We start from the raw sequence: 14071 nt of genomic DNA, 5'->3' as shown, positions 1-14071 counted from the left end.
CACTTGCGTCTCATTGCAGGGCTTGGCAATCCCGGCACGGATTACGCTTTAACGCGGCATAACGTCGGCTGGGATGTGATCGACTGTGTCGTGGATCGTCTGCAGGCCGGCGAGCCGTCGACAAAATTCGGCGGCGCCTGTTGGGGGCCGTTGAATGTCGGCGACGAACGGGTCGTGTTTCTCAAACCCTATACGTACATGAACAACAGCGGCATAGCCGTGGGGGAAGTCGCCCGTTTCTACAAGATCGAGCCGAGGGATATCCTCGTGGTCGTGGACGATATCAACCTGCCGTTGGGGCGTATGAGGATTCGTTCGAAAGGCTCCGCCGGGGGCATAACGGGTTGAAATCCGTCATCGCTCATCTTAACAGCGGGGATTTTCCGCGTCTGCGTCTCGGCGTCGATCCCTGCCCGTCGCGCTACGATATGGCCGCTTGGGTGACGGGGCGTTTTTCCGCTGACGATCGCCGCATCATTGACAGGTCAATTGAAAAAGCTTCAGCTTTTTGTCTGGAGTGGTGTTCGTCTGGCGCAGAAAAACTTATGAACCGCGTGAACAGTTGTGATGTACGTTCTGTAAACGGCGAAGCATGACGCTTTCGCCGTTTTTTGTTTATGATCGCCATAAGCGAAAGAGAGGTGAAGAACTCTGACTTCTCGCTTAAGTGACGTCGATTCTCGGCTTTGGGCGCGCGGCGCGTCGGTCGGCATTCCTCTGGAAGGCGCCGGGCTGGCGTGTTCCCTGCGCGGATGTGAAAAGGTTCTTGTCCTTGTGCCGACGCGCCAGGAGGCGCTGGCTCTGGATTCCGATTTGAAAGTGCTGGAGGTCGGAGAAAGCCGTCTGCTCGAAGAGCCCCCCTTGGACAGCGAGAAGCTGCGGAACGGGGATTCGTTTCTGCGGCGCGGTCATACGCTTTCGGGATGGCTCAACGCAGAGAGCGGGATGTTGGTGACCACCCCGGGAGCGTTGGTCACGCCGTTTCGCTTCGGCAAAGCGGGACTGACTTTGGCGGCCGGCGCGCGCTTGGGACGAGATGCGCTTGCGTCCTGGCTTGCCGAAAACGGCTATCGGCGGGCGGAGTTGGTGTGGCAGCCCGGCGAGTTTGCGGTTCGCGGCGGTATCGTCGATTTTTTCGATCCCTCCGAAAAGGCGCCTCTGCGCGTCGAATTTTTTGACGAGGACGTGGAATCGATCCGTTTTTTTCAGCCCCGCTCGCAGAGAAGTTTTCAAAATCTGCCGCATTTCATTGTGCGCAGCGTCAATCGCAGCGAAGACGAAGAGCGCGAAAGGGCCTGGGGCAGTTACGGAACGCTGCTGGTCCAACCCCGCAGACTCGAGGACAGCTTTGCGGCTTTTTGCGAGCTCTACAACGCGCTTGTCGAAGAAAAACAACGGCTTGCGCCCGACGCGTTCGAAAGGTTTTTGCTGGACACGGGGCGTTTGCCGCGGTTGAGAGTATCGCCTCCCGGGGAGGGAGTTCACCAGGACACCCTCGATTTCGGCGTCGTTCCTTATTTCCGGGGCGATCTGAGAGCGGCCCGCGCGTACGTCGACAGCCATCTGCAGGCGGGATTCAAGATCCATATCGCCAGCCGCAACTTGACCGGGGATTCGTTTCCTGAGCAGGTCTTTTTCCATCGGGGCAGCAGTTTAAGCGGCGGCGTCGTGGTGAAGGACCGGAACGAGATCTGGATTTCCGACGCGGAACTTTTCGGCATCAACGAAGTTGCCGAAGAAGAGATCAATCACGGCATGCCTTTGGACCTTGAGGCGAGCTTGAAGAAGGACCAATGGGTCATTCATGAAAAATATGGCGTCTGCCAGCTTGTGGGAACATCGGTTGAGAATTTTGGCGGCCAGAATTACGAAACCATCGTTCTGCGGTTCGCCGACAACGAAAGGCTGATTATCCCTACCGCTGAGCTTTTTCGCCTCACCCCGTGGAACGGTAACGGCGTCCCCGAGCTCGACAGCCTCAAGTCGAAGCGCTGGCGTTCGGCATGGAAAAAAGCGGAAGCGCAGATCGAAGCGGAAGCGCAGGGGCTCCTGAATCTCTACGCCCAGCGCGAACTGGCCGACGGGCGGGCTTTTGGACGCGACGGCGACCTGCTGAAACGCTTTGAAGAGAGCTTCCCCTACAAAGAAACCGTCGATCAGCTTCGGGCGATCCGCGACGTCAAGCACGACATGGAACGCCGCTGGCCTATGGATCGTCTCATTGTCGGAGACGTCGGTTACGGCAAAACCGAGGTCGTGCTGCGCGCGGCGATCAAGGCCGTCGAAAATGGCGCGCAGGCGGCGATTATTGCGCCGACAACGGTTTTGGCCCTCCAGCATTATCGCACCTGCGTCGCCAGAGTCGGCGAACTTCCGATCCGTGTCGAGCTGCTTTCGCGGATGATCCCTAAGAAAAAGCAGAAGGAAATTCTCGACGAAACGGCAAACGGCCGTGTCGATATCCTGATCGGCACCCATCGCCTTTTTCAGGACGACATTCGATTCAAAGACTTGGGACTGCTGATAATCGACGAAGAACACCGTTTTGGCGTCAAACATAAAGAGCGGCTGAAAGTGGCGCACCCCGGGCTGGACGTGCTTTCTCTTTCGGCGACGCCGATTCCCAGAAGCCTTTCCATGGCTCTGCGCGGCATCCGGGACATTTCCGTGATCGCCACTTCGCCGCGGGGGCGCGGCGAGGTCTTTACCGTGACCTCCCGCTGGAATCCCGGTCTGGCGCATGACGCAATTCTCCGCGAGCTCATGCGAGGCGGGCAGGTATACTATCTGCATAACCACATCGACGACATAGAACAGATCGCGGCGCGTCTTGCCAACCGTTTTCCCGGACACCGCACGGCCGTCGCTCACGGGCAAATGGGAGAGCGCGAGCTCGAGAAAACGATGAACGAGTTCTATGACGGCAGAATTGAAATCCTGGTGTGTACGACGATCATCGAAAGCGGGCTCGACGTGCCGCGGGCCAACACGCTGATCGTCGACGACGTCAGGCGTCTCGGCCTGGCACAGATGCATCAGATACGCGGCCGCATCGGGCGGCGCAGCGAGAACGCTTACGCCCTGTTTTTTTATGAATCCGAAGAAAGCGGCGGGCAGACCCGCGAACGCCTCGAAGCCCTGGGCGCCGTCGGCTCGCAGAATGGCGGTTATCAGCTGGCGCAGCGCGACCTCGAGATCCGCGGGGCGGGCGAGATCCTCGGAACGGAACAGCATGGCTTCAAGGAACGCATTGGCTACACCCTTTATCTGAAAAAATTGAAGGAGTACGTCGACCAGCTGCGAGGGATCGAAATAAAGCCCGCGCTGGTCGATTTGGCCATGCCGCTGGTGATCCCTGTGGATTATGTCCCGCAGGCGGAACTGCGCATCGGGCTGTACAGACGCTTATTGTCCCCCTTGAGCGCTCGGGAATACGAGGAAATGCAGGCGGAACTCCTTGATCGGTATGGCTCTTTGCCCGAGCAAGTTCAAGGGCTGCTTGACGCGGCTCTGGTCCGCGGCGAAGGCGGGGCTCTCGGGATAGAGAAGCTCCGGGTCTCGAAGGCTTTTGTCGCTCTTGAGGGACCTTTGCGGGAAGACCTCTTCCTGCCTCCGCGCTGGATCGCGAAAAGCGGCGCGCGCCTCGGCCCCGGCGGCGTCAACGGACTGCATGCCGCCGCCGGGGAACTGATGAAAAAATTCGTTTCCCGGCCGTGACATTTCCTATGTGAGGAGGCAAAAGAATGGACAAGGAGCTCGGTCGTTTTTCCGAACTCATAGAGACCATGAAAAAACTGCGCTCTCCAGACGGCTGTCCCTGGGACCGCAAGCAGGATTACGAGTCTCTCCGTCCGCATATCATCGAAGAAGCCTACGAGTTGGTAGACGCCATTGAACGCCGCGAGACCGACGGGAACATGAAACACGTTCTTGAAGAATGCGGGGATTTGCTGCTTCAGGTGATTTTTATCGGCACCATTGCAGAGGAAAACGGCGATTTTTCAATCGACGACATTCCGAGGATCATAACCGAGAAACTCGTCCGCCGTCATCCCCACATTTTTGGCACGCCGTCGGCCGAGGCGCACGAGAGCGCTCCGGCCGGCTGGGAGGAAATAAAACGCCAGGAACGCCAGGCGGAACAGACACGGGACGTTTCCGTTTTGACGGGAGTGCCGCGCCGTCTGCCCGCTTTGACGAAGGCTTACAGGATTCAAGAGAAAGCCGCCGGCGTAGGATTCGATTGGCCTCAAGGAGAACAGACGCCGGTCGTGGAGAAGATCAGGGAAGAGCTCGCCGAAGTCTGCGAAGTCCTCGACGCTGATAAAAAACAGGAACTCGCCGGGGAAATCGGCGATCTCCTGTTTGCGACCGTGAACCTTTCACGGCGCTGCGGCATTGACCCGGACTTGGCTTTGTCAAGGACGAATGCGAAATTCGAACGTCGGTTCCGTTATATTGAAACGCAGATTGAGCAGGACGGCAAAAAATGGAATGACCTTTCATTGAACGATTTAATATATTTATGGAATCAAGCGAAGAAAGCTTCCTTGTGATATAGTAATCGCATTGGCAATTATTCTCGAACGAAAACAAAAATTGAAATATATCTTTGTAGGAGGGAATTTACATGGTTTCAAAGAAAACACGTTCTTCAGCCGCCGTTGAGGACGAAAAAGCGGACGTCCAAGAGAAAATGCCGCCGGCCGAAGAGCCTGCCGCACAGGAGAGCGCCCGCGAAATTTCCGCAACGCGCAGGGTGGAGATCACTGAAACAGTGCTCCGCGACGCTCATCAGTCGCTGATGGCTACGCGCATGTCCCTTGATGACATGCTCCCGGTACTGGATCAGATGGACGAGATCGGCTACCATTCCTTGGAAGTCTGGGGCGGAGCGACCTTTGACGCCTGCATGCGTTTCCTCGACGAAGATCCCTGGGAAAGACTGCGCACCCTGAAGAAACATTTTAAGAAGACCAAGCTGCAAATGCTTTTGAGAGGGCAGAATCTCGTGGGATACCGTCATTACGCCGACGATACCGCCAAAGAGTTCGTGAAGCGGGCCGTTGGCAACGGTATTGACATCATCAGGATTTTCGACGCTCTGAACGACCTTCGCAACGTCGAAGTGACGGCTGCCCAGACAAAGGCGGAAGGAGCGCACCTTCAGCTCTGCATCGCCTATACGACTTCTCCGGTGCATACGGTAGAGGCCTTTGTGAAATTGGCTTCGCAGATGAAAGACCTTGGCGCCGATTCGATTTGCATCAAGGACATGGCCGGGTTGTTGACGCCGACGGCTGCCAAGGAACTGGTCTATGGCATCAAACAGGCGACGGCGCTGCCGATCCAGGTGCATTCGCACTATACGTGCGGGCTCGCAGGACTGGCTTATTACGCCGCGATCGAAGCCGGCGCCGATGTCATCGACTGTGCTTTGTCTCCCTTCTCGATGGGGACCAGTCAGCCGTGCACCGAGACCTTTGTGGCCGCCCTTGCCGGCAGTCAGTGGGACACGGGGCTCGATATCCGTCGGCTGACGCCGATTTCCAATCATTTCAAGAAGATACGCTCTAAATACGACAAGATCTTCGTAAAGGTCCAGGGCGCGAATACGGATATTCTGCTCGCGCAGATTCCCGGCGGCATGTATTCGAATCTCGTGAACCAGCTGAAAGAAGCCGGGCAGCAGGATAAGCTGTCGCAAGTCCTGGAGGAAGTCCCTTATGTCCGCGCGGCCATGGGGTATCCGCCCCTGGTGACGCCAAGCAGCCAGATTGTCGGCACGCAGGCCACGCTTAACGTGCTTTCCGGAGAGCGGTGGAAAATCATTCCCAAGGAAGTGTATAATATCTTCAAGGGAATGTATGGCCAGACGCCCGCGCCGATGGACCCGGAAATCCAGAAAAAAGTTCTTGGCGGGGATAAGCCGATCACCTGCCGTCCCGCCGACCTTATCGAGCCGGAGCTGGAAAAGGCCCGAAAAGAAGTGGCGTCATGGATCACCCAGCCCGAGGACGTGCTGACCTATGTGCTTTTCCCGGCGGTCGCCAAGGAGTTTCTGGTGAAGAAGTACGCCCGCGAAACGATGACCGATATCGGCCTGAACGAGTTCGTGGATGGTTCAGCATATCCCGTGTAAGAGCCTGAGAGCTTGCGGCGTTTGTATTTGGACTTTATAAAAAAGGAGGGGCGGCTTTTCCGTCCCTCCATACTGTGTTTGTTGTATGAAACTTTCGTGTGGAAGTGGGGGAGGTATTACCATAGACGGAGTCTATACAATGCAGTTGGAATGTTCTGATCCCGCGCTGTTGATGAGAATCTGCGGACGGGACGACGAAAACCTCGAATTTCTCGAGTCAAAGCGAAAGGTCCGCGTTCTCAGGCGGGGAGAACTGATCACCGTCGCCGGAGATGAAGAAAAAGACGTACGTCAGGCCCATGCCCTTTTGTTGCAGGTGCGCGATGCGGCGCAGGATGGCCACCAGTTTCGCCTGCAGGATTTTCGCTATATGCTTGAGACTCTGCGCAAGAACGGCCGTGTCGATATCGCTTCGCTCTATTCGGAACTGCTGTGCATCACTTACCGGGGCAAGCCTGTCAGGCCGCGTACCGCCCGGCAGCTTGAATACGTAAAGGCGATGGAGAAGAACACGGTGATTTTCGGGATTGGACCGGCAGGGACGGGGAAAACGTATCTTGCGGTCTGTCAGGCCGTGAATCAGCTTAAAAACGGAAACGTGAGCCGCGTCATCCTTGTGCGCCCGGCAGTCGAGGCGGGCGAAAGTCTGGGTTTTTTGCCCGGCGATCTTCGTGAAAAGGTGGAACCTTACCTCCGCCCGTTATACGACGCTTTTTTTGAACTTCTTTCCCCCGAAAAATTCGCCCGTTACGCTGACAAAGGGATCATTGAAATCGCCCCTCTTGCTTACATGCGGGGGCGGACCCTCAACGACAGCTTTGTCATCCTCGACGAGGCTCAAAATACAACGCCCGAACAAATGAAGATGTTCCTGACTCGTATCGGTTTTGGTTCCAAGGCGGTCATTACCGGCGATCTCACTCAGGTTGACCTGCCTAACGGCAAGCAGTCGGGACTGAGACTCGTTCAGGGGATCCTCAAAGATATCGAAGGGATTTCTTTTATCCACCTGCAAAATGAAGACGTGGTGCGGCACGAGATTGTCCAAAAAATTGTCGCTGCCTATGATCGATATGAGGCATCACAGAAGAAATAACTGCGAGGAAACAGACGATGAATATTGATCAACTGGATCGGACTCAGTGGAGGAAACTTTTTCAGAGTTCCTGCAAGTACGTTGTGAAATTCCTCCCTTATGCGATTGCCGCTTTTGTGGCCATGGTCGTCGTGCAGGTACGATGGTACACGGTTGATTCCGACTCTTACTTCATTCCCGGCGCGACCGCTCAACGGGCGTATTACGCCGTTCGCGACATGAATTACGACGACAACGAAGCGACGGAAAAGCTGCGCGAGGAAGTTGCCGACGGAATCATCGGGGTCGTCGTCAAAGGACATATGAAAAGCGAAGTCGGTTTTGACGATGAATGCGAGATCCTCTTGAACCGGCCGCTCGACGACAGGATTTTGCCCAAGGAACTCCGCGAGCTCTTGGATGCCGCGCCTCTGGACACACGGGAGCAGATTGTCGCTACCGTCCGTTCGATCCATGACGATCTTCAGCGCAACGTGAATTTGTCTGCGGACGAAAAGGACGAGTTCATATGGCAGCGTATCGGTCTGATAGAGACGAACCCTTCTTCCGCAAACATCATTTATCAGATTCTCGTCGGGCTGTCCGAAGGCGATCAAAAGGTCGACCCCGATCTGACGGAGCGTATAAAATCGCTGGCGGCCTCCGATATCGAACAGACCAAACACATATTTTATGCCGGCGACCGGATCGTCAACAAAGGGGAAATCGTGACGCCGCAGCTTGCGAGGATCTTGAAACTCCAAGGGTATCCCGAGGGGCGTTTCCCGATGACGTCCCTTGTCTTCGCCGTCATCGTGGCCTGTATAAGCGTCCTCTGGATCCGCAAGACCATGACCCACGTTTTTATAAGCACGACGTATCATGGAGACTGGACTTATTCGTTCTTTCTCTTGTTGTTGGGCTGGCTCTTTCAGATCGGCGTGATTTATTGGGGCGTCAACGGCGTCGGCGTTTTTCCCGTGATTGCGATGATCTACCTCACGCTTCCCGACATCGGCGCGTTGAATTGCGCTGTCGCCGTGACGTTGAGCGCGTCGATCATCACCTCGGGATACGATGTCACCGCGTTTGCCATCAATGCAATTTCGGGGTGCGCCGGAGCCATTTTGGGAATCTCCCTTTTCAAAAGGAATTATTCGCGCTCCGCCGTCTGGATCCATGTGTTCGTTCTCGGCATCGCGATGCTTGGGGTCGCCTCGGTGCTCCAATGGGGGTTGACCAATCTGATGAGCGTTCGTCAGGCGGCTATTATGTTTACGGCGTGCTTGCTGTTGAGCTTTATGGTTATCGTCTTGCTGCCGCTGCTGGAGATACTCTTCGATATCGTTTCTCCTTTGCAGCTCGTAGAGCTGACGCAGCCTTCCCATCCGCTGCTGAAAAGGATGCAGGTCGAGGCTCCCGGCACTTATCATCACAGCCAGATGGTGGGGAATCTGGCCGAGGCGGCGGCCGAGAAGATCGGTCTGAATCCGATGTTGCTCCGGGCGGGAGCCTGTTTTCATGACATTGGAAAGCTGAAACGGCCGCAATCGTTTATCGAGAACCAAATTTCGGGAATAAACGCTCATGATGAGATGTCGCCGGCTTTATCCGCGCTTGTGATCCTGTCGCATGTGAAAGACGGGCTGGAACTTGCCGACGAATATCGTCTGCCGTCGCAGATAAAAGCGTTTATCGCGGAACATCATGGCACGACCTGCCTGACGTATTTTTATCGAAAGGCGCTCCAGGCGGGGTTGAAAGCGGACGAGAGTCAATTCTGTTATCCCGGACCGAGGCCGCAAAGCAAGGAAACCGGCGTCCTGATGATTGCCGATTCGACGGAGGCCGCGGCCCGAGCGGAGAGCGCAAATATCAAGGGCATTCTCGATCTCACTCGCCTTGCCGACAACGTGGTGCAGTCCAAGATAAGCACCGGTCAGCTGGACGAAGTCCCCTTCACCCTGAAAGACCTCTCGGATATCAAAGCGGCGCTGGTCAGTACGTTGCGCTCGATGTATCATACGCGCGACATCAAACCGCTGAAATCGTTGCCTGAAGAGCAAGGAAAGGAGACTGACGATGCGCATGGCTCCTCGAACATTGTCGCGGTTCAAGCTAAAGCAGCGGCGGCGAAAGAATCCTGAAGTCCGCATTCTCATCGCCAGTGACATCGATCAGGATCCCCTGCTGACGTTGGCAAAAACGAATATCGCCACTTTCGAAAGGCTGGCGGCGGACTTATATGACGTACATTGGCCAGCGTGGCGCGCGCATGGGGGACTGCAGATCTCTCTGCAGTTCCTGGATGAGACGCGGATGGCCGAAGTGAACGATGAATACCGTCAGGTCCACGCCCCAACGGATGTGTTGAGCTTCCCTTTTTTTGAGAAAGAAGGCAGGTTTGCCCCCGACGCTCAGCTGCCGCCTCTTCTCCTCGGCGATATTGTGGTGTGTCCCGCGGTCGTTAGAAAGAACGCCGTGGAACATCATGTATCGGGAGAATCGGAACTGGCGCTCGTTGTTTTTCACGGCATGCTGCACCTTCTGGCATGGGATCACGACACGCCGGAGAAACAAGAGAGAATGTGGAGCGTGCAGGAACATTTCAGAGATCTTTTTCTGAAGGGACTGTCCGCTCCGGCTGCCGGTAACGCGGGGCGCGAGAAAAAATGACGTCTTTTGTCGTCCTCCTTTTGACCGTCGTCTTTCTCGTGATGCTGAGCGGCTATCTGAGCGTGGGCGAAGCGGCGATTTCTTCGGTCAGCGCAGCCAAGGCCCAGGCATTCGGCGAAGACAACGCAAAACTGGCTCCGCTGGTTGATTGGGAACTTGCTGAAAGACAAAAAGTGATTATTGCCATCTTGGTGGCGCATAATCTCTTTTCCGTCGCCGCCAGTTCATTCGCGACGGTCTTGGCGACGGACTTCTGGGGTGAAAAAGGCGTTTTTTGGGCTACGGTCATCATGACGATCCTCATGGTCCTTTTTGCCGACTTCCTGCCCAAATGTATCGGTATGGCCCTCGGTGAAAGGAATTTCAACGTCATCCTGCCGGGCTTGCGCGCGGTTTCCGTCGTCTTCAGCCCCCTTATTTGGATTTTGGAGAAGATCGTGGCCTTTTTCAGCGGCTTGTTTCACGTCGATATGACGCTGGAAAGCGCGGTCGTCACACGGGATGAAATAGAACAGCTTGTAAAACACGGAGAAGAATCCGGGGCTATCGAAGCTTCGGAACGCAGAATGATCGACGGCGTTATCGCTTTCGACGAGACCAGAGTGTCGGAGATCATGGTCCCTCGCGTGTCCATGGACGCGCTGGAGGTGAATGAGACTATCGCCGACGTCGTTTCTCTCATGCAAAATTGGGAACATTCGAGGATTCCCGTCTTTCGCGAAACGCCGGACGACATCGTCGGCGTCGTTTACCTCAAAGACATGATTCCCTATCTGCGGGCCGGCAAGATGGATACCCCTCTCAGCGCTTTTATGCGGCGGGCGCTCTTCGTCCCGGAAACGATGAAAGTCAATGACCTGTTCGGCATGATGCGCGGCAAACACGTTCATTTTGCGGTGGTCGTGGATGAATATGGCGGCACGGCGGGAATCGTCACTCTTGAAGACCTGCTTGAAGAGATTGTCGGTGATATACGCGACGAATACGACGAGGAGTCGGCCCCTATCGTGCAGTTGAACGAGAACTCGTACCGGGTGAAATGCACGGAGTCGCTCGAGGATCTCGGAGCCGTCGTGGGATACGACTTTGACTGCAATGACGTTGATTCCGTCGGCGGCTATGTTCTCGACAAGTTTATGGGGTTTCCCGAGAAAGGCGATATTTACCGCGATGATGACTGGACGATAAAGGTCACTGACGTAGGAGAACATCGCGTGAATGAAGTCATCTTTACGCGATCCGCGCATGAAGTTCAGAAGGAACGTCACACCAAAGCGCAGGAGGAATGATTTTTGGACGCTTTGCCTCAATTATGTACGGCGATAGTTATTCTGTTGTTCCTTTCGGCTTTTTTCAGTGCGTCCGAGATGGCGCTGACGGCCGCCAGCAGCACGAGAATGAAATTGCTGGCCGAGGAATATCCCTTTCTGGAACGCTTCGTAGATTGGGTCAATGAGGACCGGTATCAGGCGATTTCGGCGATTCTCGTCGGCAACAATCTTGTCAACGTGGCGGCGAGCGTTACCGCCACGGCGCTGGCGACGTCGTTGATTGACGAACACGGCGTCGCTTCCGCCGTCGTCGTGATGAGCATTTTGATCATCATTTTCGGCGAAGTGATTCCCAAGTGCGTGGCGATGGCGAAGGGCGAACGCCTGCTTGTCGTGGCTCTCCCGCTCGTGCGTTTTTTCAGCTGGCTCGTGACGCCGTTGATCTGGGGGATGGAGCAGTTTGCGAGAATAGCCAGTTACATCACGGGTTTGGACCTTTCTCTGAAAGATTCTTTCGTTACCAAAGAGGAAATAGGGCAAGTCGTGAAGATCGGCGAAGCCTCCGGCGCGATCGAAGAATCCGAACGCCAGATGATCGACGGCGTCATTTCCTTTGACGAGATCCGCGTCTCCGAGATCATGATCCCCCGTACTCAGATGCACATGATCGAATCGGAGCGGACGGTGGACGACGCGCTTCAGTTTATTGAAAAGATGGGGGATTCCCGGGTTCCCGTTTTTACGGACACCCCGGATCACATCGACGGGATCGTTCTCGTCAAGGATCTGCTTGCGGCCTTGATGAAAGGGCAAAAAAACGAGCCGGTCACCAAGTTCATGAGGACGCCGCTGTTCGTGCCCGAAACGATGTACGTGCCCAAGCTCTTCAGAATAATGCAAAACGTCCGTATGCACATGGCGGTCGTCGTCGACGAGTACGGCGGCACGGCGGGACTGATCACTCTCGAGGATCTTCTGGAGGAGATCGTCGGCGAAATCCAGGATGAATACGATAAAGAAGAACAAACGGTGACACGTCTCTCCGATGATTCTTACAGAGCGAAAGCCAGTATTTCCCTTGAAGAGCTCAACGACGTTCTGAACAGTCATTTCGTCTGCGACGACGTCGACACGTTGGGAGGGTTTTTACTGGATCAGTTCGGCGATTTTCCCCGCGAAGGGGATACCGTCGCGTTGGACGGCTGGCTTTTCGAGATCGTCAGCATGGATGGCCATCGGATTAATGACGTTGTGATCCGCAGGGACACATCGGAGGCAGGAGAATAGATCAAAGTGCAGACAGATTTTCGTGCGGGAATCGTCGCCGTCATCGGCCGGCCCAATGTGGGCAAATCGTCGCTCCTCAATAGGATCCTCAAGTACAAGCTGTCGATCGTTTCTGCGAAACCCCAGACGACCCGCGACAACATTCTGGGGCTTTACAATGGAGCGGCGAGTCAGATCCTTTTCGTCGATACGCCCGGCATTCACGCTCCTTTGAACAAGCTCGGCGAACGTCTGGTCGAGCGCGCGGTCTCGGGGCTTGAGGATGCCAATGTCGTCCTTTATGTCGTGACGATCGACGATCGTCCCGAGCAGAGCGAAAACGACCGCATCCTGAAAGTCCTTCGCGATTATCCCAGCATCCCTGTCGTGTTGGCGGTCAATAAGGTGGACCTTCCCGGTTCCAGAAGCAAAATACTGCCTCTCATCGACCGTTTTACGAAGAAAATCAAGCTGCGCGACGTCGTTCCGGTATCGGCAAAAGACGGCACCAACGGCGAAGTTCTCGTCAGAACCCTTGAGAGCTTGCTTCCTGTCGCGGCGCCGCTCTATCCGGACGATATGATCACGGACAGGACGGAGCGTTTCATCGCGCAGGAACTGATTCGCGAAAAGATCATCGCGTCCACCGACGAGGAAGTGCCGCACAGCGTCGCCGTGGAGATCGAAGAGTTCAAGTCGCCCGACGAATACCCGGAGCGCAGGGACTTGTTCGTCCGCGCCACGGTCTATGTGGAGCGGGAAGGCCAACGAGCCATCATTCTCGGCAGAAAAGGGGAAAAGATCAAGACCATCGGCACGGCCGCCCGGAAAGCGCTGGAAGAGATGACGGGACATAAAACGTATCTTGAACTTTGGGTTAAGGTTAACAAAGGATGGAGAGACTCGGAAAAGGAATTGAAAAGACTGGGATACGAATAGACCTTCCGGAGGAGACGTCTCAGCGTCTCATCAAGCGGACGGGCGTCGTGCTGCGGCGCGGAAACTACATGGAAGGCGATATCGCCGCGTTGTTGTTTTTAAAAAGCGGCGGCACGAATTGGGTGTACGTCCCCGGAGCCTCGAAAGGGTCGATGCGTTTCGGCGGCGCCTTGGAGCCTTTCGTCTGGGGACATTACCAGCTTTATCAGTCAAAAAGAAAGACGTATCTGAAGGAAATCGAAGTCACCGAGGACTTCTGGGCGCTGCGACGCTATCCGCGGGCCGTGATCCAGGCCGTTCGCTGGGCGAAGATGTTTGAACGGCACTTGATTCCCGGTTATCCCTACGACGATTTGTTGGCTCTCTTCTATTGGGCGTTGAAGGCGCTGAGCGAAGGCGCCGCGCCGGAACTGCTCGATGCGCGTTTTTTATGGCGCTGGCTCCTCAGCTGGGGGATCGCGCCTGATCTGCTCTCCTGCAGCGCCTGTGGAAAGCCTTTGGGCGGACGCGCCGTCTGGCAGGAGGGGACCTTTGTCTGTACGAACTGCGCTCACGGGCAGAGCCCGGTCGACATCGATGAATTCGCGGCTTACGCCCTTTCGAAAAGCTTTGTACCGGAGAACGGCACATCGAAATTGTTGAAACAGGCCCGAAATGTCCGGCAACTCTTTGTGAGAAACCTTGATGATAATCGATAGTTTG

13 protein-coding genes are annotated in these 14071 nt (G+C 55.6%); 12 read left to right on the top strand and 1 reads right to left on the bottom strand.

Going from position 1 to position 14071, the window contains the following annotated elements:
- Positions 1-3: 3 nt before the first annotated feature.
- From pth to RAH42_RS07650, 6 genes are all read left to right on the top strand, one after another.
- Entirely contained in the window at positions 4-348 is a 345-nt protein-coding gene (gene pth / locus RAH42_RS07675; RefSeq protein ID WP_317539183.1) for an aminoacyl-tRNA hydrolase, read from the top strand.
- Complete coding sequence (locus tag RAH42_RS07670) at positions 345-596, top strand: aminoacyl-tRNA hydrolase (RefSeq protein ID WP_317539182.1); 252 nt, start codon at positions 345-347, stop codon at positions 594-596. The genes pth and RAH42_RS07670 overlap by 4 nt, the downstream gene beginning before the upstream one ends.
- 178 nt (positions 597-774) lie before the next feature.
- On the top strand, positions 775-3717 hold the full coding sequence (locus tag RAH42_RS07665; RefSeq protein WP_240496132.1) for a DEAD/DEAH box helicase: 2943 nt from the start codon (positions 775-777) through the stop codon (positions 3715-3717).
- Positions 3718-3743: 26 nt separating this feature from the next.
- Positions 3744-4556 (top strand): nucleoside triphosphate pyrophosphohydrolase, encoded by an 813-nt coding sequence (gene mazG / locus RAH42_RS07660; RefSeq protein ID WP_078016221.1) that lies wholly within the window; start codon positions 3744-3746, stop codon positions 4554-4556.
- Positions 4557-4696: 140 nt separating this feature from the next.
- Positions 4697-6142 (top strand): pyruvate carboxylase subunit B, encoded by a 1446-nt coding sequence (locus RAH42_RS07655; RefSeq protein ID WP_317539181.1) that lies wholly within the window; start codon positions 4697-4699, stop codon positions 6140-6142.
- 139 nt (positions 6143-6281) lie between these two features.
- On the top strand, positions 6282-7238 hold the full coding sequence (locus tag RAH42_RS07650; protein WP_078016219.1) for a PhoH family protein: 957 nt from the start codon (positions 6282-6284) through the stop codon (positions 7236-7238).
- On the opposite strand, the gene RAH42_RS07645 is transcribed toward RAH42_RS07650, so the two are convergent.
- Positions 7205-7540 carry a hypothetical protein gene (locus RAH42_RS07645; protein ID WP_317540268.1) on the bottom strand — a complete coding sequence of 112 codons (336 nt, stop codon included), beginning with the start codon at positions 7538-7540 and terminating at the stop codon, positions 7205-7207. The genes RAH42_RS07650 and RAH42_RS07645 overlap by 34 nt on opposite strands.
- Between RAH42_RS07645 and RAH42_RS07640 the strand changes: the two genes are divergently transcribed.
- From RAH42_RS07640 to recO, 6 genes are read left to right on the top strand one after another with little or no spacing between them, the layout of a single operon-like run.
- The gene (locus RAH42_RS07640) at positions 7541-9364 is read left to right on the top strand and encodes an HDIG domain-containing metalloprotein (protein WP_343228908.1); all 1824 of its coding nucleotides are present in this window, start codon (positions 7541-7543) and stop codon (positions 9362-9364) included.
- Complete coding sequence (gene ybeY, locus RAH42_RS07635; RefSeq protein ID WP_078016217.1) at positions 9300-9893, top strand: rRNA maturation RNase YbeY; 594 nt, start codon at positions 9300-9302, stop codon at positions 9891-9893. The genes RAH42_RS07640 and ybeY overlap by 65 nt, the downstream gene beginning before the upstream one ends.
- Complete coding sequence (locus tag RAH42_RS07630; RefSeq protein WP_078016216.1) at positions 9890-11182, top strand: hemolysin family protein; 1293 nt, start codon at positions 9890-9892, stop codon at positions 11180-11182. Before ybeY ends, RAH42_RS07630 begins: the two co-directional genes overlap by 4 nt.
- Before the next feature lie 3 nt (positions 11183-11185).
- A complete protein-coding gene (locus RAH42_RS07625) occupies positions 11186-12451 on the top strand; it encodes a hemolysin family protein (protein ID WP_078016215.1) in 1266 nt (421 codons plus the stop codon).
- 6 nt (positions 12452-12457) lie between these two features.
- Complete coding sequence (gene era / locus RAH42_RS07620; RefSeq protein ID WP_078016214.1) at positions 12458-13369, top strand: GTPase Era; 912 nt, start codon at positions 12458-12460, stop codon at positions 13367-13369.
- The gene (recO, locus tag RAH42_RS07615; protein WP_317539180.1) at positions 13324-14067 is read left to right on the top strand and encodes a DNA repair protein RecO; all 744 of its coding nucleotides are present in this window, start codon (positions 13324-13326) and stop codon (positions 14065-14067) included. Before era ends, recO begins: the two co-directional genes overlap by 46 nt.
- Positions 14068-14071: the final 4 nt, after the last annotated feature.

Source organism: Pyramidobacter sp. YE332, from assembly GCF_033060595.1.
GTDB lineage: Bacteria > Synergistota > Synergistia > Synergistales > Dethiosulfovibrionaceae > Pyramidobacter.
Note: the sequence above shows the minus strand (reverse complement) of the source record. Positions and strands in the feature narration are given on the sequence as shown.